This is a genomic window from Sphingobium sp. LSP13-1-1.1 (genome assembly GCF_040676415.1).
Taxonomy (GTDB): Bacteria; Pseudomonadota; Alphaproteobacteria; order Sphingomonadales; family Sphingomonadaceae; genus Sphingobium.
On sequence record NZ_JBEGHU010000019.1, the window covers coordinates 1 to 24,875 of the forward strand.

A 24,875-nucleotide genomic window follows, 5' to 3' on the forward strand; every position below is an offset into this window, starting at 1 on the left:
GTAAACCTGTCCGGGGCGCAGGTGGCGCTTGAGTTCGCTGAGAGCCGACATGTCATATCTCCTGCGCCCCAGATAAGCGCTTGGAGTATGTGATGCAACGATTCTCATTAAAAACTCATGCAGATGATCCGAATTGAGATGGCGCTTTCACTCTCTCCATTCAAAAGGACCGGCGCAAAGTGACCAACCAACACTCGCCAGTAGGCTGTGAAGTGGCGATCCCGCTAGCTGGGTAGAAAATCGGCAACTTCCGACCAAGTCAGGTCGTTCAACTGCGGCGCCGCAAACGTGCAGATCTGACGAAAGCCGCCGTTCGGCTGTCAGATTGCTCGGTAAGCGAACATGCTGGTCACATAAGGGAAGGCGACCTCCCGGCCTCCGCCCAGTTCCGGAGTTCCGTCAATCAAGTCCCGTACTTCCCGCTCGACCGCATGCCGTTCGATCGCGGGCAGACCGGCGATGAAGCTCACCGACATTGTGCGTTTGAGAACGACCTGTTCAGCCGTACCAATGTGGTGGTTGCGCACGTGCCGATCACCGATGAACTCGAAGCCCGGAGCGGGGAACGCCTTCCGCCAAGCACCGGTGCGGTATCGCGGCGTATCGCCTTCACGGCGATCGGTGATCTGGGAGAGCGCAGCAACCCACGGAACGCCCTCGTCCCGTCCATTCCAGATGAGACCGAGCCTCCCGCCCGGCACCAGCACGCGACGCATCTCTGCGACCGCTTCGACGGTCGCAAACCAGTGAAATGCCTGCGCGCAGACGACCGCATCTACCGAGGCGTCCGGGAGGGGGATGGCGTCAGCCGACCCCGCCAAAGCTGTCACATCCGGAAAAGACTGGACCAGTTGCTCCCGCATCTCGGTGATCGGTTCAACCGCAATGATGGTCCCGCCCACTTCTTGCAGCGTCGGGATGAACTTGCCGGTTCCTGCTCCGATCTCGACGATCTTCCTGCCCGGAGCGGCGCCCAGGACGTCGCGCAACCACTCGATCGCTTCCGGCGGATATCCTGGCCGGCCGGCGACATAATCCCGGGCACCCGAACGGTAGCCTTGGGATTTCTCATGAACCGACATGGGGTATCGTCCCTCATCGTGAACCGCGGCCGACATCTGGAATAGCCCCTTCTGCACCCATGGAGCGAAGACGCGCAAGTCAGACTGACGTTACGCCGTGCCGGTGGCACGGGGCTACCCTCAACGCGCGCGGGAGAGCGCGACGGCGTCCGGACCCGCGGGGAAGTGGAGCTGGTTTCCGGTATCATGGATGGCGTTCCAGACGCCCTCAGCCACGTCACTTTCCTTGGTCGTCAGCGCGGGCTTTCCGAACGCCTCGATAATGGGGCCAGCGAAGTCGGCGTAGTCGGCGGGAATGAGCTGATCGAAAGGAATGATCGCATTGGCACCGAAATTCGTGGTCGGCGCGTAACCGGGTTCGACCAGCTTCGTGCGGATACCAAAATGCGCGAGCTCATGTGCGAGCGAGCCCGTGAACCCTTCGATCGCCTGCTTGCTGGCCGTGTAGGCAGCCGCCAAGGGGAACGCGCCAAGCGTGACGCTCGACGTGACGTTGACGATCGTGCCCGAACGACGCTCGCGCATTTGTGGTATGACCGCCTGGCACATGGCCATTACGCCGATCGTGTTGGTCTCGATGAGCTGCCGCACCAGCGACATCGGAGTCACCTCAAACGCCCCGACGGCGCCGACGCCGGCATTGTTAACGAGCACGTCGATCGGGCCAGCGACTTCGATCAACGCAGCGATACTTGTGTCGCTGGTGACGTCCAGCGGCAGCACGCGGAGCCGAGTGGTATCGCCACTGAAAGACGCATTGTCGGGGCGCCGCATCGTGGCGATAACGTTCCAGCCATGGGACAGGAAGTGCTCTGCGATGGCCTTGCCGTAGCCGGAAGAGGTGCCGGTGATGAGAATTGTCTTGGTCATAGCCTGTCTCCGCGTGGTGGATGACGATTTGATAGACGAGGCCAACCGGACGATATATAATCCTTAGTCCAATATTAGTTATGGATCGTCCAGATGGACCCTTTGAGCGACGTCATCGCCCTGCTTCGCCCCAGTGCGGCCCTATCCAAGCCAATCTCGGGTAGAGGTCGGTGGGGCGTAGAGTATGCGGCGCATGACGCCCCTGGCTTCTCGATCATCCTTACTGGCGAAGTGTGGTTGACCCTGAATGGCCATGAACCACTGCAGCTAGGTCGGGGTGATTTTCTGCTACTTCCGACGACGCCGGCCTTCTCTCTTAGCAGTGAGAAGGGGATGTCTTGCGTTTCGGTTGCACCGCGCAATGAAGCGGTGCGACATGGCGAACAAGAGGGCGAGCCAGACTTCGTTGCTCTGGGGGGCAGTTTCACGTTTGAACGCGTCAACGCGCCGCTGCTGCTCAGTTTGCTGCCCAAGCAAATCTACATTCCCGCGTCGCAGGGACGTGCGACCCGATTTGGTCGCTTGATTGAGTTGCTGGCGGAGGAGTGCGCAACAGACTATCCGGGGAAAGAGCTTATCATCCAGCGCATGCTGGAGGCACTCCTCGTAGAGGCGCTTCGCTGGCACAGCATTGAAGGCCAAGGAGTCACTGCAGGATTGCTCAATGGCATGAAGGATCCCTCCCTCACGCGTGCGATCCAGGCGATCCATTCTGACGTCCGTGCCAATTGGACGGTCGCCGGCCTTGCCAGCATCGCCGGCATGTCGCGGTCGGCATTCTCAGCCCGGTTTGGCGAAACGATCGGATGCGCGCCGATCGAATATCTGGCGCGCTGGAGAATGGCGCTCGCCAAAGATGCGTTGGCAAGCGGCGTCAAAACGCTCGATCGGATTGCTGCTGAGATCGGCTACGAGTCGGCCAGCGCATTCAGCACCGCCTTTCGCAAGCGCTTGGGATGCCCACCGGGCCAGTTTGCGCGAATGAGTGCATGATCACGAATTTCGCGATGTAGTGATTTGGCCTTGCCTGGCCCCCTCCGCTTGTGGCCCGAACCGACCAACTTTTGCCGTTCCTCATCGGATTGCGGACGGCCGCTCCGGTCGAAAGCGGCCATTGCGCATGCAAAAATGAACGTTCTTTTGCCAGGGAGGCGAATTGATCATGGCACCCGTTTTGCCTCGTTAATCACGTGGGCCTGGGTGAACTCGTGCAAACCATCCTGCGCGAATTCGACGCCAAGCCCTGATTGTTTAGCGCCTCCGAACGGCATGGTCGGACCAAAATCGAGATGCTTGTTGATCCACACGGTGCCTGCTTCCATACGCGTGGCAAGATCGTACGCCTTTTGACGGTCGGGAGACCAAATGGAGCCACCCAACCCCATGTCTGAGGCATTGGCGCGCGCCAGTGCATCTTCAGGGTCGTCGAAGCGGATAATAGGGAGGATGGGGCCGAACTGTTCCTCATCTACCAGACGTGCCCCGTCGCTGATATCGCGCACGATGGTCGGACGGACGAAATAGCCGGGTCGATCAAGAACCTCGCCGCCAGCGATGATGGTCCCATCGGTGCGCACGTTCTCAAGCAGCGCCTTGACCTTTTCATATTGGGCTTTGTTCTGTAGCGGGCCGATCTGGGCACCTTGCTTGAGCCCATCGTCGACCACGGCCTCTTCCGCCAATCGCGCCAGTTCGGCGCAAAGTGCGTCATAGATATCGGAATGAGCATAGACGCGCTTGATCGCGAGGCAGATCTGGCCGGCGTTCATGAAGGCGCCATTGAAGATGTCCGGCGCCACTTTGACGGGATCGGCGTCGGCAAGAACGATCGCTGCGTCATTACCGCCCAATTCCAGAGTGAGGCGCTTGATCGAGGCCGCCGCGCTTGCCATCACCTTGCGTCCCGTCGCGGTAGAGCCGGTAAAGCTGATCTTGGCGATCCCGGGATGAGTCGTGAGATGGCCACCAAGGTCGTTCTGATCGGTGACGATGTTCACGACTCCTGCAGGAAAGATCCCGGCCATCAATTGACCAAGGCGCAAGGTGGAGAGTGGCGTGGTAGGCGCGGGCTTGATTACAAGCGTATTGCCGGCCAGCAACGCAAACGGCAGCTTGAAAGCGACGATCAGGACGGGGAAGTTCCAGGGGATGATCGCGCCAACAACGCCCAGGGGGCGCCGGTGCAGTTCCACGCGCCGAGCGTCATTGTCCTCAAGAAGCTGCACCGGCAAGTCATAGCTGGCAAGTTGACGAATGAAGGCAACACTGTAGGCGATTTCGGCGCTCGCCTCGCTCAAGGGCTTGCCCTGTTCCTGCGTCAGTAGCCGCGCGAGATCCTCAGCCTGAACTTCGATGCTGTCGGCAAATTTGAGAATGAGCGCGCGCCGCTCGGCGATAGACGTCCGCATCCAGGCCGGAAAGGCCGCCTGCGCGGCTGCAACCGCCTCATCGAGTTGCTCGGCGGACCCCCGGGGACAGCGCGCCAACACCTCCTCGGTTGCCGGATTGAGTACGTCCATGACGGCTGCGCCGTCAACCAGCCTGCCATCGATCAGAAGCTTATATTCCGCCATTGTCATCCTCCCCGGGCTATTGGCCAATCGCTCGCCCATGTGGGTAAAAGGCAGCGACCGGCACCAGTCATCTGGTGTTGGCGTAGAATCCTAAGCCCCGCCCTGTCAGGGACATAGGACCATTCCAGACCTTATTGATGGTGCCAGTCGAAAGGCTTCAACTCAGGAAGTGCGGGCAAGCAGGTCGGCGACGCGACCAAAGGCTTCCTGGATGTCGTGCTCGCCAAGGCCTGTATAACCGAGCACCAATGATCGCTCTTGAAAACGCCCTGGCATCCCATATTCGTGCACGGCGGCTCCAGCAAAAGGGTAGAGGCCAACACCGCAGTTCAGGGCTAGGCGATGCATCTCATTGGCAGATGGTAAGTCGGGCGGAAGTGTCCACATCATGTGCATGCCGCACTCCTGGCCAAGAAGCTCGCCGCCTGGGAAATGCTTGGCGATCGCTTCAACCACAGCATCTCTTGCGCCCATATAGGATCGGCGGATGCGCCGCAGATGACGCAGGAAGGCACCTTCTTTCAGGAAATCGGCGATCACGGCCTGTTCTAGCCAGGGCGCGCCATTATCCGTCAGGGTCTTCACGATCCTCGCCGGATCGATCAGGTGGCGCGGGAGCACCGCGTAGCCGATCCGCAGACCAGCCCCGATCGATTTGGAGAAGGTGCCTAGATAGATGACGTGACCATTGCGGTCGAGCCCGGCCAGCGCAGTTAGCGGCGGCCCGTCATAGCGGAAGTCGCTGTCGTAATCGTCCTCGATGATATAGCTACCGGTCTGATAGGCCCAGTCCAGAAGATGCAGACGCCGGTCGAGGCTCAGCGTGCAACCGGTCGGGAACTGATGTGATGGCGTCACATAGACGAGGTTCCCCATGAACCCGTCGAGTTGCGAGACAATGATCCCCTGTTCGTCAACGTCGATCGGGCGAATGCTGGCGCCATAGCTGCCAAAGAGATAGGCGGCGCCCTGATAGCAGGGATTTTCGACTGCCACGCTTGCCTTGGACGCACCGGCGAGAAATATCCGCGCCAGCAGATTGAGCGCGCCCTGGATCCCCGATGTGATCACGATCTGATCTGCGCCAGGGCTAATGCCGCGGGTCTCGGCCAGATGGGCCGCAATCGCCTCACGAAGCGACGCCAAGCCCTGGGGATCGCCATATTCGGTCTGGGCACCGCGCGCATAGGTCAGGTGGCGGGTGACGGCGCGCTGCCAGAACGTCGTCGGGAATCCAGAAGGATGCGGGCGACCCACAAAAAGATCGAATTGCGGCCGTGCGCGCTTCTCATGCCACAGCTGGGGGGAGCGGCCCGTGAATGAGGGGTTCTTGCCGAGACGAAGCCGTTTGGGGGGAGGCTGCGCGGCACCGTGACCGTTGCGCAGCAATACCGTTGCGTCAGGTAGTTTATCGTTGACGAATATCCCGGCCTTGGCACGTGAGGTGATATAATCTTCAGCGGCCAAGCGTTCATAGGCGAGCATGACGGTGTTGCGGGCGATGCCGAGTTGCTCGGACATGCTGCGGGTGGAAGGCAAACGCTTGCCGGCCGGCAGACTTCCCTTGAGGATCTGGTCGCGCAGCGCCTCGTAAAGCTGCACTTGCAACGACCGTTCGTCATTTCGATCTACGGTGATGATGAGGTTCATTGACATCATGACCAGGATGCCTCTCGGAAACGGATCAACTTATCCTATCGCCTGCTCGGCTCAATGATAGGGCTTCCGCACTCTGGCACCATAAAGTTTCCGGGCTGTGGTCCTACCGGACGGCCACGCCGTACCTAATCCTTTCAGGACAGCTCTCAGGGCTGGACTCATCGAGGGGAGTACAAGAAATGTCCGTCTATCTCAGCATGCAGCGCGTGCGCTTTTCCAGTCCGGACGGCTACGAAAAGTTCAAGGTGATCTTTGCCGACACCCGCAACCATCTCATGAAAATGCCGGGCTTCCTGCATCTCACCTGGTGGGTGCATCCCGAAGACCCGGGCTGGTTCAACGAAGTCAGCTTCTGGGTCGACCGCGAGTCGCTGAAGGACTGGCACATGAATGTCTATCATAAATATGCCAAGGAATGGGCTGCGCGCGGCGCCATCATGGAAGACATCATCACCAATTTCGAACTGACCAACACGCGCCTGTTGCGCGTCTGCCCAAATTGCGGCGTGGTCGAGGACAAGGCGTTCGACCTCCAGGAAGAGCAGAAGGTTCTCGCTGAGCCCTGCCCAAAATGCGAATTCCACTTCCCGGTGATGCCCAATACGCCAAGCAGCTTCGCCGTCTTCAAGGACGTGCCCAAGCTTCAGCAGCAACCAGGCGCTGAGACGGATTTGCCGTCACCGACCTGATCGTCCGGTCACGAACGGCGTGCCAGCACTCAAACGCTGCAAAGGTGGGCGGAGCGTCGTTAGCGGTCCCGCAGGAGGGACATCCCATAAACAAACGATAGCGGCGCGACCCGAACGGGGATCTGGTACCATCAAAAAGAGGATTAATGGCGCTAGCGACCGGGACAGTTCTGCCGCAGATTTGAGCATATCGCCGATAGTCTCGCCCGAGCTGCCTTCAGCCAGCGGGCGCGGCAACGGGCAGGGAAAAGGAGAAATGGGGATGACGTCGGAAGTTCTCGTCCGTAGCGCCGTACATGGCGGAGTGCAGAATGAACCCAATGAGAAGTGGGTTCCCTTCGAATGGATCGAGCCGCGCTTTGGCGCGCAGGTGCATGGCGAATATGTCGTGATCCGGCCCGAGGGCGTCTCCGGATCGCTTTCCGCGGGTTTGTGGCGGACGGGGCCGACCGCGCCCGGAGCAGCATCCGACGGGTCGCATACGCTACTATATTCTTCGCCGCTCGGCGATGAAACCGCCTGCGTGATCGACGGAACCGCTGTCCTTACGGTCATTTCCACCGGCAAGCGCTATCAAGTCGGGCCCGGCTCTGTCATCAGTTCGCCCAAGGGGCTCGAAGTCCAATGGGACATTGAGGGTCCTGCCTTCAAGAAATACTGGTGTATCTGGAACGGCAGCGAACCCACTGCCAATCCGCCACAAGATCTGCTCATCACGCATGTGAGCGACAATCCGGAGGAATGGCAGGAATATCATTTCACCGAGCCGGCCGAGGGGCCTCTCGTTGCCGGCGAACTCTATTTCATCCGCACCGGCGGTTCGACCGGCACGATGCTGAGCGGCGTATGGCGCTCTGGCAAGGGCATTGCCGGAAGCGATGTCGACGACAAGGGCACCATGTCCACACCCTATACCGGGGTGCTAGGCGACGAGACCATCCTGCTTCTCGAAGGCGAGGTCGAAGTCACCGAAACCGAGAGCGGCAACGTGCATAATTTCAGGGCTGGAGACGTGATAGGTCTTTCCTCGGGCATGCACGTCACGTGGACGTCCAAGGGGCCTTTCAGCAAGAAGCTCTGGGTCATCACGCGCGACACATTGCCTGAATAGGCACGCGAACGCGGGCGGAGCGGGCCGTTTTCCAGCAGGTGCCGCTTCGCCATCCTATCCATTAGGACCATGTCTGACCCGCCATGGTCATGATGCGCTTTTTGGTTGATCGCCGAACGCCCCGTGACCGGCTCTCAACCAGCAGACAACGCTTCGCGCAAGAATCGCGAGCACGGAAGAGGACCATGAAGGCATGACCGGCACACCGGCATCCATCACCCCGCAATCCTATCGGGCTGCGCGTGACAATTTCGCCATCCAGACCGAATGCGGGCGGCTTTCGGGTAGCATCCAGGCGGGTTTCAACGCATGTGTGGAGTGTTGCGATCGATATGCCGACGATGATCGGACCGCGCTCGTCTGGGTATCGGCAAATGGGCAACGGGAAGACTATGGCTTCGCCCAGATGCGCGATCTGTCCGCACAGATGGCCAACATGCTGGTCGAACATGGCGTCCGCCCCGGCGATTGCGTGGCCGGACTTCTTCCCCGCATTCCGGAACTTCTTGCGACCATCTTGGGCGTCTGGCGCGCGGGAGCGGTTTATCAGCCGCTCTTCACCGCCTTTGGCCCCAAGGCCATCCAGCACCGATTGGGCATCAGCGGCGCGAAACTTATCATCACGGACAGCGCCAATCGGTTCAAGCTGGACGAAATAGCCGATTGTCCGAAAGTCGCGACCGTCCTTGCGCCCGGCGACATGCTGCGGGAAGGCGATCTTGACTTCTGCGCCGAACTCGATGCGCGCAGCGCCGTGTTCCAACCGGTTCTGCGCAGCCCCGACGACCTCTTCCTGATGATGTCGACGTCGGGCACCACGGGCCTTGCCAAGGGGGTCGGGGTGCCGCTGCGTGGCCTCCTGGCCATCGGCGCCTATATGCGCTGGGCAGTCGACCTACGGCCACAGGACCGCTTTTGGAACATCGCCGACCCGGGCTGGGCCTATGGTCTCTATTACGGTATCACCGGGCCGCTTCTGCTTGGTCATGCGACAACGCTCTATGATGGCGGGTTTACGGCGAAGGCGGCTTATGAGGTGATCGACCGGCTCGGGATCACTAACCTCGCCGGGGCGCCGACCGCATACCGGCTGCTGATCGCCGCAGGGCCGGAGGCGGCCGCGCAGGCAAAAGGCAGTCTGCGCGTGGTGAGCAGCGCGGGCGAACCGCTCAACCCCGAAATTATTCGCTGGTTCGACAGGCATCTGGCCGTTCCTATCCACGATCATTACGGCCAGACCGAAATGGGCATGGTGGTGAACAATCATCATGGGCTGGCCCACCGCATACGCATGGGATCGGCAGGCCTCCCCATGCCGGGGTACCGCGTCGCAGTGCTCGACGAGACGGGCTGCGAACTGGGACCAAACCAACCCGGCGAGTTGGCGATCGATATCGCCCGCTCGCCTCTTCTCTGGTTCGATGGCTACTGGCAACAGGAAAAGCGGGCTATTGCAGACGGCTATTACCGAACCGGTGACACGGTAGAATGGGAAACCGACGGCAGCATCAGCTTCATCGGCCGCGCTGACGATGTCATCACCTCTTCGGGCTACCGGATCGGTCCTTTCGATGTGGAAAGCGCCCTGATCGAACATCCCGCTGTGATGGAAACGGCGGTCATCGGGGTACCGGACCCGGAGCGAACCGAGTTGGTCAAGGCGTTCATCGTTCTCAATCAGGGTTATGAAGCCTCGCCAGATCTGGCGGAGAATCTCAAACGTCACGTGAAGAGTCGGCTGTCGGCTCATGCCTATCCCCGGCTTGTCGTGTTCGTAAGCGAACTGCCCAAGACACCCAGCGGCAAGATCCAGCGCTTCATCCTGCGCACCCTGTAGGAAACCCCGTGGTGGGCTTCACGCAGACGTGCCGGGATGCCTCATGGCCCGTTTGAGAACACTGGCACCATCGCAAACGCCCGATCAGGCTCTAGGGCGAGATGCACCTGGTCCATAGGCTTCCGATCGTCGTTCCCAGCCATCCCCAAGGGCGCACATGCGCCGCGTTGACGGGGAGCCGGGAGGCAGCAGCGAGCGAGGAGTTTTTCTATGGCGAGCGATCCGAACATCCAGGGCAATTCCCATGCGGCCGCACCCCGCTCCGTGGGCATTGGCAACCGCAATGACAATCCCGCGCAGTGGGCGCCCTTCACCTGGGACGATCCGCATTTCGGCCCTCAGGTGAAAGGCGAGGTGGCGCCGGTGGCCTTCGACCACACCAGCGGGTCGCTGCAGCTCGGTTTCTGGCGAACCGGTAAGGGTATCCCCGGCTGCAACGAGGACGGTTCATGCCATGTCGACTATTCCGCGCCCCTTGGCGATGAAACCATGGTCATCCTCGAAGGCACAGCTACCGTCACGGTCGCCGCGACGGGCAAGCAGTACCGACTTGAGGCCGGTACGATCATCAGCCATCCCAAGGACGTAGCGCTGAGCTGGGACATTGATGCGCCCTTCCTCAAGAAATTCTGGATCCTTTGGGATTCGCCGGCGCCCTCGGTCAAGGACGATGACGTCTATGTCGGCCATATCAGCGACAATCCCGAAGCATGGGAACCCTTCACCTGGGACGAGCCCGACCATGGCTCGATGGTTTGCGGCGAACTGTTCAAGCTGCGCTCGACGGGAAGCACCGGAACCCTGCTCTGCGGCCTGTGGCGGGCAGGCGTCGGCATTGCAGGCTGCGCACCGGATGGTTCGACGGCCATTCCCTACACCTCTCCCTTGGGCGACGAGATCGAGCTGCTGCTCGAAGGCGTCTATCATGTCGTCAACGAAGATACCGGCGAGACCCACAATCTGCGAGGCGGCGACGTCCTCGCCATGCCACGCGGCACGAGGCTGTCCTGGTCGTCAAAGGGTCCATTTGCCAAGAAATTCTGGCTGATTGCGAACGCAAGCCTGCCGGAATGATGGTGCGCCAGGCGGCAGGTCCGACCTGGCACTTCAAAGCGTGTGCCCAAGCGTTCGCACTGCCGCGATAGAGCGATGAGCGGGGCAGAGCGGCCTGCGCTGCGCGCTATTGCACGCCCGCGAACAAAGGCCGGTGCCTCAAGCCCGCTCACATCATCTGGCACCATCAATCAGCGAGGAAGAGGCTCTAAGGAGAGTATCAGTTCTCCGGCACCTTGGCCTTTGACAACGGAGTCGAGGGCATAGGCAAGCGCCCACCCTCGAAAAGCCGGCGTCCAGGCGAAACTGGACCACGAAATGCACTGGGATGCAGTGGTCCGAACAGGGAGGTCCGTATGAAAAGGGTTGGATCCATAAGCGTTTTTGCGATCGCAGCGTGCCTTGGCGCGCCAGCGCTCGCCCAGCAGCCCGACGAGCAGCAGGCGCAATCTGGGGGGCTGGAAGAGATCGTCGTCACGGCAACCAAGCGCTCCGAAAATCTGCAGGATGTGCCGGTCGCGGTATCGGCCATTTCCGCCTCGGCGCTCACCGCCAAGGGCGTATTCGATACTTCGGACCTCAATGCCTCGATGCCCAATCTCCAGGTGTCGTCGGCTTATGGCACGCAGCAGCCCAATTTCACGCTGCGCGGCGTGGGTGTGGGGACGGAACTGAGCGCGAGCGCGGCTTCGCCGGTTGGCGTTTACGTGGACGAGGTCTACCAGACGTTCAGGGCGAGCCAGGGGCAGCAGCTCTACGATCTGGAGCAGGTCGAGGTGGTGCGCGGTCCCCAAGGCACGCTTTATGGCCGCAACACGACCGGCGGGGCGATCAACTTCATCACTCGCAAGCCGCAGATGAAGGGCGCCAACGGCTACCTTACGCTCGGCTACGGCAATTACGACCGGAAGAGCGCTGAAGGTGCGATCGAGCTGACGCCCGTGGAAGGCCAACTCGGCATCCGCATCGCGGGCACCTATGTCAAATCCGATCCCTATATCCATAATCTGATGCCCGCCGGGCTCAACACCACGGCTGCCGGCGGTGCGTCCGGTCTCAATTATGCAACGGGGCGTGATCCCAATGGCGACGAAAGCTACGGCATCCGCGGAACACTGCGCTTCGCGCCGTCCGATACACTTGATGTCACCTTGAAGGGCTATGCGGCTAAATCGACCGGCGGCGTCGCCGCGTCGCTGGGCGCGGGGCCCTCGCGCACCAACCCTGGGGTGATCAATTATGAGAACCCAGCTTTCCCCCTGGCACCTCTATTCCAGGCGCTCGGTGACAATGGTGCCGGGTTGCTGCCCAGCAGCTATAGCCGGGTTGGTCTGTCCGACAAGCAGATCGAGCAGGATACGATTGGCCGCGCAGTGACGCGCGCCGAAGGCGTCGTCCTGACCGTGAAGACCGAGCTTGCCGACAAGCTCAACCTGACCTCGATCACAGGCTATGATTCCGGCCTTTATCTCCAGACAGCAACCGATTGTGACAGCGGCCCACTGCGCCTGTGCTCGAACGGCTATCGTTCGTCCTTCGAGGCGTTCAATCAGGACCTGCGCCTCGATTATAGCAGCGGGCCTTTCAAGATGATCGTCGGTGCCTATTATGGCTGGGACAGTGTAACCTCCGACAACGACATCGATATCTTCAATTTGCTGAGCGATGTGCGTGCAGCCGTGGGCCTGCCCGCAACCTGGTTCAATCCCGCGGGCGGCTTCAACGGGACGGCACTGTCGGCCGGCTCGGTTCCCACCGGCGTTCGCGGCAAGCAGCATTTCAAGCAGAACCGGGAAAGCTGGGCCGTTTATAGCGAGGGCAGCTACGAGATCACGCCTAGGCTCAAACTGACGGCGGGCCTGCGATATACCACCGACACGACCGACTATAAGGATGGCCTCACCACCTATTATGACGATGCCGGCAATCCGCGCATGCTGGCCGTGTCGGCCTACGGCGCGCCTTATTTCCTGGCGCCTGTCTATAACGAAAGCGGGAACGTGGTCATCCCCGCGACTGCGGCCCCAAATCCTGGTGGCATCAACAAGAGCGGCAAGACGAGCCGCGTCTCGGGCCGCGCGATCCTCGACTGGAAGCCGGTAGACGGTGTTATGCTTTATGGCAGCTACAGCCGCGGCTATCGCGCCGGCACCTTCAACGGCCTCGCCTATATCAGCTCGCCGCAGGTCTATTTCGTCAAGCCCGAGGAGGTGAATGCCTTCGAAGTCGGCTTCAAGACCCGCTTCCTCGACAACCGCTTGCAGATCAACGGCAGTTTCTTCTACTATGATTATAAGGACCAGCAGAGCCAGGTCGTCGACCCGAGCGTGACCGCGAACATCATCACTCTCGACGGAACGATGAAGGGCCTCGAACTCGATGTTGAGTTCGCTGCGACGAATCGCCTGACGTTGAGCGCGTCGCTCGGTATCCTCGACAGCAAATATAAGAGCTATGATCAGGCCGCCTGCGTCGCTCTCAATCTAAGCGGCCTTTTCCCTGCACAGGACGGGTCCTGCGTGCAATCGGGAGCCGGCAATGTCAGCGTCGGCGGCAATCCCTTCCCCTATGCGCCCAAGACCTCGGTCAACCTCGCGTTCGACTGGGACGCGGTGGATATCGGCGAGGGCAAGATCAAGGTGCATGGCGACACCGCTTATACCGGACGTTTCTACTATGACACTTTCAAGGATTACAGCCGCGGTGTCCTGCCCAATCTAGCGAGCGGGCGGTATACGCAAGGAGAAGGCGATTACTGGGTGTTCAATGGCCGCATCAGCTATGTGACGGACCGCTACACCTTGTCTGTCTGGGGAAAGAACCTCTCCGACAAGCTCTACTTCCCGGCAGGCTATCCTAACGAGGGGATCACCGGCGCGGGCTACCTCGTGCGCGCGCTGCCACGCACCTTCGGGGTCGAAGCCACGTTGCGCTTCTGACGGCGACTGGGAGGGAAGCCTTTGTCTTCCCTCCTCCTTTCGGTCGCCACCACCGCTAGCTGAATGAAGGTCCGCCAATGGCAGCGAAGCTTGCTTTCGATCGCCAGATCGAACAATGCCCGATCTCGCAGGCGGCGGCGCTGATTGAGGTAGAAACGGATTTCCCAAATCTGCTTGGGTTTCAGAGCCCGCTTTGCACCCACGGTCCTTCCGGCATTCCAAACCGGGCGCATGGTGGCGGTGAGTTCTGTTTCAGCCATCTCCATGATCGTTCTCCCATGGCCACATCGGCCATCTGCAAAACGCTTGCCGAAGAGGATGCGAAGGAGTGGCTTTGGGCTCGTGCCGACCACGTCCGGACGATCCCGAGCCCAACACCGAACGGCAGCTCAAAACGGAAGCCGTCATTCGCTTTTTTCCGAGCAGGCCAGCATCCTCGCGCTTCATCTCCGTCATTCTCCGCTGATGCGCGAAGACTCGAAAGCGGAATTCCGTGGTGGCCCACCGCCCAGCCGCCCTGAACGGCCTGACCGCAGTTGGCCCATGGTCTGATCGCAGACGCACAGTTCATACGCGGCATCTGGTCTATGAGAGTCGCCGGGATCGATGAAAATCGGCCCCGACGACCAATTTATCAGAAGGCCAAACGCAGGCCCGCGCGTGCGCTGCCGCGTCTGTCTGCGTTACCCGTTTCCCCGCTAACCGCGCCGAACAGCGTCAGGCTTGCGCTTAGAGCGACGTCCGCTCCCAAAGTGGCGGTGGCCAAGACGGGCGCGCGCCGGGCGCCAGCTGCAGCAAGGCCGAAATCTCCTCCGCCCATGGCAGCGATTGCGAACGGAGACCGGCCATCGACCTGGTAACGCACCCCGAGCGAAAGGTAAGGCCGTGTGGCGGCCTCCTTCATGCCGCCCTTGAACGTCAGGGCGCCATCGACAAATACGGCGCTGCCGCGATTGCGGGCCACTTGGAGCGCGTAGGGATTGCCACCCGTCTCTGTAACCGGATCTCGGCCTGTGCGAATGGCCGTTACCCCGATGCCTGGCTGTACGATCAAATTACCGTTGAGCGACATAGTGTAGCCGATGCTGAGGTCGCCGGTCCAGCCAGTCAGGTCATAGCCCCCCTTCGCCGAGCCACCAAGCACGCTGCGATGGGTCTCGGCGTTGCTGCCGTCGTAAGCCACCGTTGCCATGATGGCGAGGCTGCCACTGGTCCAGCGGCCATGGACACCCGCAACCACCGCATCGACCGAGGTCTTGGAGCCCAGCGACGACAGGGTCTGTTGGCTGTTAAGGTAACCGACGAAGCCGCCGATTGACCAGTCATTGCTTCCCCAGCCAATTCCGCCAAGGAAGCCGTAACCGCTGATCCGGGTCCGCGCTGTGCCTTGCAAACTGCTATCGAGCGTGCGGATGTTGCCTAGTGTGCTTGCGAACGTAAACGCTCCGGGCGTGTCGCGACGCGGCGCGAATGCAACGCTGCGCCCGACATCCGCCAGTTCCAGCCCCTGCTCCACCGTAACCTGACCGGCTGCCGCATAGGCCTCCGGCGTCAATTGCGCGAAGACGACTTGGTTTGAGGTGCTGGCGTTGGCGATCAATCCTGGAACCGCAGCCATGAACGCCGACGAGGCTTGGCCGCTGACCAAAAGGCCGTTGACGTAGTTGATGGAGCTTTGGACCTGCGGCGTAAAGGTCGGATCGTTTTCAAACTGACCCAGTAACAAAATGGTGCCGCCGGTTTGGGCGATGACGCCGAAAATCGAACCCGACCTGAGGATGTTCGTAAAGCTTCCGGTGATGCTGTCGGCGTCGATCAGATCTAGAGACTGGCCGGCGGTCACGATCCCGCTCGCCTCGATCTGAAGTGTAGCGCCCTGAGCGATCGACAGATTGCCATTGACGATCAGCTTGTCGAAGACAGTAGGCGTAATCTCGAAGATGGAGACTGAAGTACCGGCCAGTGCGACGTTGCCATTCACGGTCATCGTGCCGGGCGACGCGCCGGGGCTAAGCGTGCCTGCGACGGTTATGCTACCGGTGATAGTGCCTGCCGAACCGAAGGTTGCCCCTTGCCCGACGGTGATTGTCGGCGCCGTGATCGTCGAGCCCGCAAGCCCGACTACTCGACCGCCGGTGAGCACTATGCTGCCAAGCGAGGCGTCACCGGTTATTTTGGCGAGCCCCGCGCTGATGCGCAGCGCCTCCACATCGGAAATCGCCGAGAAGGCAGCTTCGCCTCCGGTGATTTCCACGGTGTCGGTGCCTTCTCCGCCGTCGATGGAGCCGGCAAATGTGCCGCCGGCGAGGCGCAGGAGGTCGTCACCGCCACCGAAGGCAACGGAACCCATCGTGCCGCTGTTCTCAATCAGATCGTTGCCTTCGCCAAGCACCATTCCGCCCAGGATGGCCCCCGTGTTGGAAATGATGGCGGGAAGCGCCCCCGACACATGAATGGCCAGCGCGCCATCCCCGCTGGCCTCTATGCGGCCGGCATTCTCGAGGGTGAACGAAGTGCCTTGCGTCTGGATCGCCGCGGCGCCGGCGCCGGTAGCGACGATCGTCCCCGTCTCGGCATTGGTGATCGTGCCATTTACGAGACCATATGTCGGGCTTTGCTGGCCGTATATTTGAGGAACGGCAAGGTCCAGACTCACCGCGATTGCGGCTTCACCATTCGCAGGCGCAATGGCACTGATCTCGCCGCTGTTGGAGAGTGACACGGTGCCGGGTATGCTGGCGTCATATGATCCAGCCACTAGCTGCAGGGCGGTACCGGCATCTCCATTGGTGATCGTACCACTGTTGGCGACGCTTACCGTGCCGGGCAGGCCGTCCTGCGAATTAGCCGCATAGGCTAGCAGGCCATCTTCGAACGTACCGGTATTGGCTATGTCGATGGCGTATGCATACAGAGTCGACGCTAGGCCTTCAGTCTGGCTTGCCGTCACAACACCGCTGTTTTCGAACGAGAGCGCACCACTGTTCCAGACCGCGACAGCGGGACCGGTAAAGTCGGCCGATCCGATTGTCCCGGTGTTGACAAGGCGCGTGACCGAACCGCTCACGTTACCCGCGATTGAGCTGTCGTTGATGAAGCCGCCCAGCGTCTCACCGAGGGTGGCAGCTTGTCCGGAGTAAGAAGGGCTGCCCAACACCACGTTGCCCAAGAACGCGATTTTGTTGACGACAGTGCCATCCCCCGCAGCATGGAAATTGGTGAGAGAGGCATCAAGCCCAGTCAGTGTCGCGACCGTATCCGCACCGAAGGCGGCGACTATCCCATCTTCGAAGCCGCTGCCCGGAGCTGCACCGACCGAAACAGTGCCACTGCTCATCAGCGCGATACCGTATGCGTCACGGCCTTCACCCGCGTCGATAGTGCCGCTCACCCCAGTGGCGTTTCCACTCTGGAGGAACACATCGTCGCCGTTGCCCAGCCTCAGGTTGCCCGTGAGGGTCCCACCGTTGGCGTAATAGGCGCTGCCGCTGCTATACCAATATCCGAGGTCCACATCGCCAATGATGGCGCCCGCGTTCGTCACGGCTCCGCCGTCCATGGTGATGGCCGTGCCGTTACCGCCGGTAATGGTACCTCCGGCGAGATTGGTGACTTGTCGGGCAAACGCGATCGCGGTGGACGCGGTGCTGGCGATCGTGCCGGAATTGACGACCACGGTGCCGTAACCACCCGAGATCGCGCTGCCTGCAGTTTGGATGGTGCCGCTGTTAGTCACACTGTAGGCATCATAGATTCCGTAGGAAGTACGCGTGCCCGTCTGCTCGATCGTGCCGGTGTTCACCACCGTGGCGACGCGATAAGCTCCATAGCTGCCGTCCAGTTCAATCCGCCCTTTGTTGATCAGGGTGTTAGCCCAGACAACGGCAGCGTTAAAGGAGTCACCGCCGTTGGTCGCGGTGTAAGCGGCCCTGATCGTGCCTTCATTCTGGAGAGTGTCGGCCGATCCCGGGCTGACTACGCCAAAGGCGCCCGCGAAGTAATTGTCAATCGTGCCGGTCAGAGTGCCGCGGCTGATGATGGTCAGCGTGCCATCTTGTAAAGATCCCGGAACCAGGGCGGCCGCAGTAACTTCGATCGCTTCCTGGTTGGTGGTCGAGATGTCGGCGTTCAGGTCCACCGTGCCGCTGCCAGCGAGCACCAGCGGCAAGCTCTGGGCCATGTCTGCGGTGAGGGTCAGATGCGCGCCTTCAACTAGTTCATAGCCAGTAGTGGCGAACGGTCCCACCGCGCCGATTACGGCGCTCGCATCTCCGGAGACGCGGTAGCGCAGCAGGCCGTCCGTGGCGGTCACAGTTCCGTTGATGCCGGCGAACTGGCTCGTGCCGGTATTGACGAGATCGGTCACCAGCGTATCGCCCTTGCCCAGCGTCAGGTTACCGTTGAGGACACCGCCGGTGAGCGCGACATAGGTGTTGTGATTGCTGTAATAGGAGCTATCGCGTGGAGAGACGAAGGTCACATCTCCGTTGATCGTTCCCGCATTGAAGACATAGGCATTGTCCGTGCTGGTTGATCCGTAGGGATCGCGTCCGGTGATGGCCCAGGCCCCGCCTTTGATCACTCCGCCGGCAAGGTTGTTGAGCACGCCGTAGTTTCCAAGGCCCACTGCGGTGCCGTATTCGCTGGTGGAGATCGTGCCGCTGTTGGTCAGAACATAGCCGGTGACGGCGCCGTAGGTCGCGCCCTCGATCGTGCCGCTGTTGACGGCCGGCGTATTGTCGGTGTTGCCGCTGAGATAGACGCCGATGCCTCCGGTCGATCGGATCATACCGCTGTTGTCCAGCGCGCCGTTGAACATCGAGAGCGCGGTATTGACGGCGGTGATGGTGCCGGAATTGACAACGTCACCATATGTACTCACGCCGTTGCCGCTGGACGTGATCGTCCCGCTGTTGGTCAGCGTGCCATAGAAGCCCATGTCTACTGCGTAGTAACCTTGGGTCACTGTTGCATCAATGGAGCCGGTGTTGGTGAGGCTAGGATTTCCGGACACATGGTACGGCACGACGAAAGCCTGCCCCTGCGTCGTGATCGCCGCCGCGTTGACGACAGTGCCGGAGCCGCCCAACTCAATGGTACCGGGAGCCACGAAGCCCTGACCAAGCGTGAGCGTCGTATCGGCCGCAGGGGCAAGCCGCAGGTACTGAAAGCTGGTCGGCAATGCGATAGCGGTGGATACAGCCAGGTCCGCGTCGGGCGCGAGCACTAGGGAATTGGTGCCGTCGCCAGCATCGATCTTACCAGTTATCCCGGTCACCAGCGTCGCCGTGCCATCATAGAGGCCGTAAATGAGGTCGTTGCCGCTGCCCAGCGAGACGTCGCCTGCGATCGTTCCCTGGGTGGAATCGATGATGCTGTAGAAGTAAGTGCCGAAAGCAGGTTGTGTCACGATATCCCCGGTGACCGTGCCGCTGTTGGTGAGCGTCAGCGAGGTGGCGACGATCGCTTTGCTGCCCGCGGTGGAAATGGCCCCCCCGGCCAGATTGACGATCGAGATTCCCTGCCCCTGAATGGCTGCGCCGGTGCCAGCATTGGTGATCGTACCGCTGTTGGTCAGCGGGTTGAACACGGTGGACAGGTTCGCAATCGTCGCCGCGGAGGAGGTGGAGCGGATGGTGCCGGTGTTAGTCCAACCAGTAGGATAGGGGTGCGAATTGTAGGTGGTGGTCTGGTCGACCGCGCTGAGCGATCCTCCATCGATGATCCCGGCGTTGTTCAACTCCCCGATCGTGCCGACGATCGCGCCGATCGTGCCGCTCTGAGCGTTGTCGATGACCTCGAAAGCGCCGCGCGCAGGATCGGTTGCCAGCAGGGCGACACCGGAAGTCCCCGTAATGGTGCCGACATTCGTCACGCTAACGAGCGCGGGGGCATAATCGTTCCCGGACGAAGGCCCGGCGGTGATGCCCGTGGCTCCCGACACGGTAGCGCCCGCCTCAACTGTGACGTTCGCTGTTGTGCCATAGAAGTCGTAGCTATTCGCTGCCACCGGTCCGGACAGGACCGCGATGCCGCTCTGCGTGCCGCCGTCCACGCTGCCGCCCACGTTGATCGCGGCCGTGCGCGCCTCATAAGATCCAGGGACTTGCGCGATATCCACCGTTATCGCCGCACCGCCATCGCCAACGACGCTGGCCAAGGAAGCAACCTGCACCGTGCTGCCGCTGGTGGTTACGTGTAGGCCATCGGTATCTGTGCCTGTGCAATCCGTGGTGCTATCTGCCACCGTCGGGTCAGGGCTGCATTGCGCCCATGCCGGAGATGCCGATGCAACTGCTACAGTTGCAATGCTCGAACCGAGCGCAAAGAACCAGTGACGCGCCCGCGCCATCTGTCGGTCAGACATTGAAAAAATTCCCCCGCTTTTGAACACTGTGTATCCGCCAGATTTCAATCCTGTGGCACAAAGGGATAAGGTGTCCAGAAATTCCGGCGAGGTTACAAAATTTTTAATGCCACTGGGGCACCGGGAACATTCGCCTCAAGGCAGTCTCAAGAAATCAGAGGGTTAAACCGACAGTCGTTGATCTCGCGCGTCGCTGAGCATGGCTCTGGCCCGGGAAGATTGGCGGAAAGGCGATCGGCGGCTTCTTCGAATGTACCTGATCGACACGAACGGCAGTGACCTGCAAAACCACCTCTGAAACGCGATGGGCAGAAAACTGGCCAGCCTTGCTCGTTCAAGCGGGCAACGCCAATAACTTCGCGAATGCCCACTTCCTGCCAACAGCTGTCGTTCGCCATCGCCCGCTTGAAGGGCGGGAATGTCCCAATAAAGGCGGTTCAATCGAGTGTTTCATTGACGTACCTTACGAGTTAATCTGGATTAAGACCTGTAGGGATTTAGGATTCCCATTTTGGCGTAGATGTGATTCACGCTTTGGAACCATCGGCCAAGGCCGGCGCGCAGTTCAAATCCGGTTTCGAAGGCGTGCAGATAGACGCATTCGTACTTCACAGACCGCCAGAGCCGTTCGATGAAGACATTGTCCATCCAGCGTCCCCGACCGTCCATGCTGATCTTGCCGCCCGCTTACTTGCTTTTGGTAATCATTAGCACTAGTGGCGGGCTAATATAGGTTGGGCAAGTGCGGGGTTCATATGAAGTTTCGGAAAGGTTTGCGCATATCGTGCGCGCTCATGGCATTGACGCTAGGGACGGCCGCACGTGCCAACGAATCCGGCGAAGACCAGCAGCGCACCGACATTATCGTTACAGGGCTGCGGGACGGCTACGTGCCGCAGGACAGCTCCGCCGCGAAGGTGGCGCTCCCGCTCCGTGATATCCCCCAGTCCGTTGCGGTGGTGCCTGCCGAGGTGCTGCGCGACCAGCGGGCACTCTCGCTACAGGATGCCGTCAGGAATGTTCCCGGCGTTACCCTTGCGTCGGGCGACGGACAGCGTGACGAGTTCCGGATACGCGGCTTCACGGCGATCGCCGACCAATTCGTCGACGGCTTCCGGGACGATGCCCTCTATTATCGCGACCTGTCGAACGTGGATCGGGTCGAGGTCATCAAGGGACCGGCCGCGGTGCTGTATGGCCGGGGATCGTCGGGGGGCCTCGTCAATCGCGTGACCAAGAAGCCCGATGGCGACATCACCGCCCTCGTCCTTTCGGCAGGCTCCTTCGACAGCTATCGGGGCGAGCTGGATATCGGGCGGCTCGATCAAACGTCGCATGTTGGGTTCCGGCTGACCGGCGCCATCGAGGACAATGACAGTTTCCGCGAGCAACAGTTCCTCAAGCGTTTCGCCTTGGCCCCGTCGCTGTTGATCGGCGCCGGACAGGATACGACCATTCTGCTCCAGGCCGATTATATCAATGACCGGCGCTTGATGGACCTGGGAATACCGGCCCTGAACGGCCGACCTGTCGATGTGCCGCGTTCCACTTACTACGGCGCTGCCAACGCCCGCGACGCTGACCTGGCGCATTCAGAAGTGCTGTCGCAGCGGGTGGCCGTGACACACCGCTTCTCCGACAGGCTCAGCCTGCGCAACGGATTCAACCATTATCGCTATACTCTGGATCGCCAGAGCACGATCCCTTCAGCGGTAAACGCGATAGCTCAAACTGTGACGCTCGAACACAGCCGCTTCGACCGGGATGAGGAAGGCTGGTCCAACCAGACCGAGCTTACGCAAAAGCTGAACCTGCTCGGGACCGCGCACACCATCCTCTATGGCTTCGAGATCGCGCATCAGAGCAAGGGCAGCCAGCGTTTCGCGGGCCGCACGGTCGCGGTCACGTCCATTTTCGATCCTGTCCTGCCAGTGGTCGACAACGACAGCTTCAACACGTTTACCGACAATAGCGTCACGCGCCTCGATACGCGCGGCCTCTATGTGCAGGATCTGATCGACTTCGGGCATGGCATCAAAGCGATGCTGGGCCTGCGGCATGACTGGTTCATCCAGAAGACCGACCGCCGTCTGCCGGGCCAGACAGACCTGGCCCGGACCGATCGCAACTGGAGTCCTCGCGCCGGATTGCTCTTCCAGCCCGATGCGGCTCAATCCTATTATGTATCGTGGAGCCGTAGCTTCCAGCCTTCCGCTGAGACCTTCGCGCTGGCCGCCAACAATAGCGATATCGAACCGGAACAGACCACCAACAAGGAAGTCGGTGCGAAATACACGCTGTTCGGAGGTCGGCTGTCGGTGCAGGCGGCCGCCTTCATCCTGCGGCGAACCGGGATCAAGGGTACCGATCCGGTCACGCAGCGCATCGTCCCGATCGGCACGCAGCGGACGCGCGGTGTCGAACTGTCCGCCGCGTTAGATCTGCCGGAGAGCTTTCGCGCGATCGCGGGTTATGCCCATCTCGATACGCGCATTACGGAATCGGCGACACCCAGCCTGATCGGCAAGCGCGCCACGCTCACCCCGCTCAATAGCGCCAGCCTCTTCTTCACCAAGACGATCGCCACCCGCTATGGCTTGGGTGGCGGGGTCAATTATGTCGGCGACCGCTGGGCCGACCCCGTCAATACGACGGTGCTGCCATCCTATGTTACGTTCGACGCCCTTGCATGGGCGCAGTTCGGTCCCGTCCGGCTTCAGCTCAACGCCTATAACCTGACCAACAAGCGTTACATCATCGCAGGACATGGGACGTCGCCGATCCTGAACCTTCCCGGTGCCCCGCGCTCGGTCATCGGGACGGCCCGTTTCAGCTTCTGACACGTTGTGGAGAGAGCATGACGGAAAACCCCACCACGGGCGTTGTCGGACACTTCCTCAATCCGACAGTGATTTCCGGACATTCTAAGGAATAGCAGCACCGCGCAATTCCATGCGCGACGGATACTCGACGGAATTACGCGGTGACTGCCTGAGATTCATGTGATTCCCGGGAGGGGCGGATGGCTATTGCTTCCATTCGAAGCAGCGAACTAGCGCTCCAGTGGTTGGGTGGGCTGTATCCTTCACCGCTCGTAGACCTTGGCGTTCATAGAAGCGATGCCCGCTGCATTGGTGAGGGGAGTCCGAAGCGTGAACCCTGTCGTAAGTTGCTGCTTAGCTTCATCGAGCAGCGCAGCGCCAATGCCTTTGCGTTGGGCGTCTGGCGCGACAAAAAGCTGATCGAGAATGCGTTGCGCAGGGATGGTCGCAAGTAGGCCAACGATATGATCGTCCACCACGGCAACTTTCAGGCACCAGCCATTTTCGATGCTCGCGATGATCCGGGCAGGCAAAGTGCTCGGGTCATCAAGGGCGGGCGCGCCTCCATCCATCTGGCGAGCGCTTTCATACCAAATGGCAGCGATAGTTTCGTATTCGCCGGGCTGGGCCAGTCTGATTTCCATCTCCGTGACCTGACGGAACAACATTTTGCCTACCAGCCTTTCCAATTATGCGCGGCAAATAGGTAAAAGCCGCTATGTCAGCGTCCGCCACATTCGGTCGTTCACGCATCGACACCGAACGACGAGAGTTGGTCGACTTCAGCCTGTTCGGGGTCTGATCCACGAGGGCTCGCGACTGCACCCCAGTTGAGAGTGGGCCACTGTAGGAAGGGGTTAATAGACATGCGTCCGGGGATGACCAGCCCATATCCTCCAGGGCGGCGAGACAGCCTCACGTACCAAAATCCGCCAAGCCGATCAGCGTTGTCTTTGCCTCCGTTCATCGCAATTTTGAAACGGCGCATGGCATTCGCCAAAAGGAGCAGTGTGCCAATTTGTGCCAAACCCCTTGAAAAATCCTTGTTTTTTAAGTGGATGTGGTGCCAGAAGAGGACTCGAAAATCGCGCTAGTAAGTTGAGAAATAATCATTTTTTCATGACATCATCAGCCGATACCCTCGTCGATACCCTACGACTTTTTGTTGATGAGGTTCGAGTCCCTTTGCCTCGCTTTTAGCTGTCGGCTGTTCCGTTGCATGGTGATTCGGGTGTCGCGCATCCGCACCAGCTCCGACCGCTTTCGCTTCGTCCGTTTGATATAGGCCGGCGCTGATCTCTCACAGCCGATGCGCATACTCCTGGATGCGTCCGAGGATATCGTCGAGGTTGGGCTGGCCACGATAATAGAGCGCAGACGTGGCGGCGTAGGCGCGGGCGAAGCGATCCCGCGTGGTCTGGTCCGAAAGATCGAACGCGAGATTTTCGCCGATCACTTTGTTGTCCGCAGCCGGGAAGCGTGCGTCCTTATGGGCGAAGTAGGCTTCGGTGCCGATGAACGCCTGAACGTCGGGATCGCCGAGGAGGCAGTAGACGTCGTAATAGTGGCGGAGGAAGTTCTGCGGCATGCTGCCATCCTCAAGGTGCCGCCGGAACTTCGTCGAAATCGTCTGGAGCTTCTCGACCAGCGTATAGCCAGATTAGCAGGGCACGTCGAACGCCCGGTTGTCAGTCAGATCAGGAAGGCCACTTGCCGCCGCCTTGTCATAGGCCCACGAACTGATCAGGCATGGCCGATTGGGGGCCACCTGATCGAAACCAGCCTCCAGCAAAATCCCGTCCTTGACGCCCTCCGGCAGAGTGTTGCGGGGAGTATAATGCAGGCGGATGCCAGCACTGCGCATGCGCTGGTC

General features: G+C 60.6%; 14 protein-coding genes and 3 pseudogenes. 7 read left to right on the forward strand and 10 right to left on the reverse strand.

The window, feature by feature from the left end:
• Positions 1-320: 320 nt before the first annotated feature.
• Both MRBLSP13_RS11605 and MRBLSP13_RS11610 read right to left on the reverse strand, forming a co-directional pair.
• Positions 321-1,082 (reverse strand): class I SAM-dependent methyltransferase, encoded by a 762-nt coding sequence (locus tag MRBLSP13_RS11605; RefSeq protein WP_363737734.1) that lies wholly within the window; start codon positions 1,080-1,082, stop codon positions 321-323.
• A gap of 120 nt (positions 1,083-1,202) precedes the next feature.
• A complete protein-coding gene (locus MRBLSP13_RS11610) occupies positions 1,203-1,952 on the reverse strand; it encodes an SDR family oxidoreductase (protein ID WP_363754581.1) in 750 nt (249 codons plus the stop codon).
• Positions 1,953-2,045: 93 nt separating this feature from the next.
• Here MRBLSP13_RS11610 and MRBLSP13_RS11615 point away from each other — a divergent pair, with 93 nt between their 5' ends.
• A complete protein-coding gene (locus MRBLSP13_RS11615; RefSeq protein ID WP_363737730.1) occupies positions 2,046-2,945 on the forward strand; it encodes an AraC family transcriptional regulator in 900 nt (299 codons plus the stop codon).
• Between the two features lie 167 nt (positions 2,946-3,112).
• Here MRBLSP13_RS11615 and MRBLSP13_RS11620 read toward each other — a convergent pair whose 3' ends face one another.
• Both MRBLSP13_RS11620 and MRBLSP13_RS11625 read right to left on the reverse strand, forming a co-directional pair.
• Entirely contained in the window at positions 3,113-4,525 is a 1,413-nt protein-coding gene (locus MRBLSP13_RS11620) for an aldehyde dehydrogenase family protein (protein WP_363737728.1), read from the reverse strand.
• 162 nt (positions 4,526-4,687) lie between these two features.
• Positions 4,688-6,175 carry a PLP-dependent aminotransferase family protein gene (locus tag MRBLSP13_RS11625; RefSeq protein ID WP_363754582.1) on the reverse strand — a complete coding sequence of 496 codons (1,488 nt, stop codon included), beginning with the start codon at positions 6,173-6,175 and terminating at the stop codon, positions 4,688-4,690.
• Positions 6,176-6,363: 188 nt separating this feature from the next.
• On the opposite strand from MRBLSP13_RS11625, the gene MRBLSP13_RS11630 reads away from it, so the two are divergent.
• The 5 genes from MRBLSP13_RS11630 (at position 6,364) to MRBLSP13_RS11650 (ending at position 13,813) form a co-directional block, all read left to right on the forward strand.
• Positions 6,364-6,873: an antibiotic biosynthesis monooxygenase family protein gene (locus tag MRBLSP13_RS11630; protein ID WP_363737724.1), complete on the forward strand. Its 510-nt coding sequence runs from the start codon at positions 6,364-6,366 to the stop codon at positions 6,871-6,873.
• 262 nt (positions 6,874-7,135) lie between these two features.
• Positions 7,136-7,984: a cupin domain-containing protein gene (locus MRBLSP13_RS11635; RefSeq protein WP_363737723.1), complete on the forward strand. Its 849-nt coding sequence runs from the start codon at positions 7,136-7,138 to the stop codon at positions 7,982-7,984.
• Between the two features lie 193 nt (positions 7,985-8,177).
• Complete coding sequence (locus MRBLSP13_RS11640) at positions 8,178-9,821, forward strand: AMP-binding protein (RefSeq protein ID WP_363737721.1); 1,644 nt, start codon at positions 8,178-8,180, stop codon at positions 9,819-9,821.
• 210 nt (positions 9,822-10,031) lie between these two features.
• Positions 10,032-10,895: a cupin domain-containing protein gene (locus MRBLSP13_RS11645; RefSeq protein WP_363754584.1), complete on the forward strand. Its 864-nt coding sequence runs from the start codon at positions 10,032-10,034 to the stop codon at positions 10,893-10,895.
• Between the two features lie 335 nt (positions 10,896-11,230).
• Positions 11,231-13,813, forward strand: coding sequence for a TonB-dependent receptor (locus MRBLSP13_RS11650; RefSeq protein ID WP_363737717.1), 2,583 nt, complete (start codon positions 11,231-11,233; stop codon positions 13,811-13,813).
• A gap of 83 nt (positions 13,814-13,896) precedes the next feature.
• Here MRBLSP13_RS11650 and MRBLSP13_RS11655 read toward each other — a convergent pair.
• The 3 genes and pseudogenes from MRBLSP13_RS11655 to MRBLSP13_RS11665 all read right to left on the reverse strand — a co-directional run.
• Positions 13,897-14,079, reverse strand: a pseudogene (locus tag MRBLSP13_RS11655) (integrase); the annotation flags it as partial.
• Positions 14,080-14,447: 368 nt separating this feature from the next.
• Complete coding sequence (locus MRBLSP13_RS11660) at positions 14,448-19,973, reverse strand: hypothetical protein (protein WP_363737715.1); 5,526 nt, start codon at positions 19,971-19,973, stop codon at positions 14,448-14,450.
• 732 nt (positions 19,974-20,705) lie between these two features.
• Positions 20,706-20,864 (reverse strand): annotated as a pseudogene (locus MRBLSP13_RS11665) (integrase core domain-containing protein); the annotation flags it as partial.
• Positions 20,865-20,974: 110 nt separating this feature from the next.
• On the opposite strand from MRBLSP13_RS11665, the gene MRBLSP13_RS11670 reads away from it, so the two are divergent.
• Positions 20,975-23,020, forward strand: coding sequence for a TonB-dependent receptor (locus MRBLSP13_RS11670; protein ID WP_363737714.1), 2,046 nt, complete (start codon positions 20,975-20,977; stop codon positions 23,018-23,020).
• A 245-nt stretch (positions 23,021-23,265) separates the two neighbouring features.
• Here the strand turns inward: MRBLSP13_RS11670 and MRBLSP13_RS11675 are convergent, their stop codons facing one another.
• From MRBLSP13_RS11675 to MRBLSP13_RS11685, 3 genes and pseudogenes are all read right to left on the reverse strand, one after another.
• A complete protein-coding gene (locus MRBLSP13_RS11675; RefSeq protein ID WP_363737712.1) occupies positions 23,266-23,670 on the reverse strand; it encodes a GNAT family N-acetyltransferase in 405 nt (134 codons plus the stop codon).
• A 632-nt stretch (positions 23,671-24,302) separates the two neighbouring features.
• Positions 24,303-24,590 (reverse strand): hypothetical protein, encoded by a 288-nt coding sequence (locus tag MRBLSP13_RS11680; RefSeq protein ID WP_363754585.1) that lies wholly within the window; start codon positions 24,588-24,590, stop codon positions 24,303-24,305.
• Positions 24,591-24,662: 72 nt separating this feature from the next.
• Positions 24,663-24,875 (reverse strand): annotated as a pseudogene (locus MRBLSP13_RS11685) (nucleotidyl transferase AbiEii/AbiGii toxin family protein); the annotation flags it as partial.

Bases quoted from the DNA above. Each gene is read 5' to 3' on its own strand.
- MRBLSP13_RS11605 (WP_363737734.1), bottom strand. From the start codon at position 1,082: ATGTCGGTTCATGAGAAATCCCAAGGCTACCGTTCGGGTGCCCGGGAT.
- MRBLSP13_RS11610 (WP_363754581.1), bottom strand. From the start codon at position 1,952: ATGACCAAGACAATTCTCATCACCGGCACCTCTTCCGGCTACGGCAAG.
- MRBLSP13_RS11615 (WP_363737730.1), top strand. From the start codon at position 2,046: ATGGACCCTTTGAGCGACGTCATCGCCCTGCTTCGCCCCAGTGCGGCC.
- MRBLSP13_RS11620 (WP_363737728.1), bottom strand. From the start codon at position 4,525: ATGGCGGAATATAAGCTTCTGATCGATGGCAGGCTGGTTGACGGCGCA.
- MRBLSP13_RS11625 (WP_363754582.1), bottom strand. From the start codon at position 6,175: ATGAACCTCATCATCACCGTAGATCGAAATGACGAACGGTCGTTGCAA.
- MRBLSP13_RS11630 (WP_363737724.1), top strand. From the start codon at position 6,364: ATGTCCGTCTATCTCAGCATGCAGCGCGTGCGCTTTTCCAGTCCGGAC.
- MRBLSP13_RS11635 (WP_363737723.1), top strand. From the start codon at position 7,136: ATGACGTCGGAAGTTCTCGTCCGTAGCGCCGTACATGGCGGAGTGCAG.
- MRBLSP13_RS11640 (WP_363737721.1), top strand. From the start codon at position 8,178: ATGACCGGCACACCGGCATCCATCACCCCGCAATCCTATCGGGCTGCG.
- MRBLSP13_RS11645 (WP_363754584.1), top strand. From the start codon at position 10,032: ATGGCGAGCGATCCGAACATCCAGGGCAATTCCCATGCGGCCGCACCC.
- MRBLSP13_RS11650 (WP_363737717.1), top strand. From the start codon at position 11,231: ATGAAAAGGGTTGGATCCATAAGCGTTTTTGCGATCGCAGCGTGCCTT.
- MRBLSP13_RS11670 (WP_363737714.1), top strand. From the start codon at position 20,975: ATGGCATTGACGCTAGGGACGGCCGCACGTGCCAACGAATCCGGCGAA.
- MRBLSP13_RS11675 (WP_363737712.1), bottom strand. From the start codon at position 23,670: ATGTTGTTCCGTCAGGTCACGGAGATGGAAATCAGACTGGCCCAGCCC.
- MRBLSP13_RS11680 (WP_363754585.1), bottom strand. From the start codon at position 24,590: ATGCCGCAGAACTTCCTCCGCCACTATTACGACGTCTACTGCCTCCTC.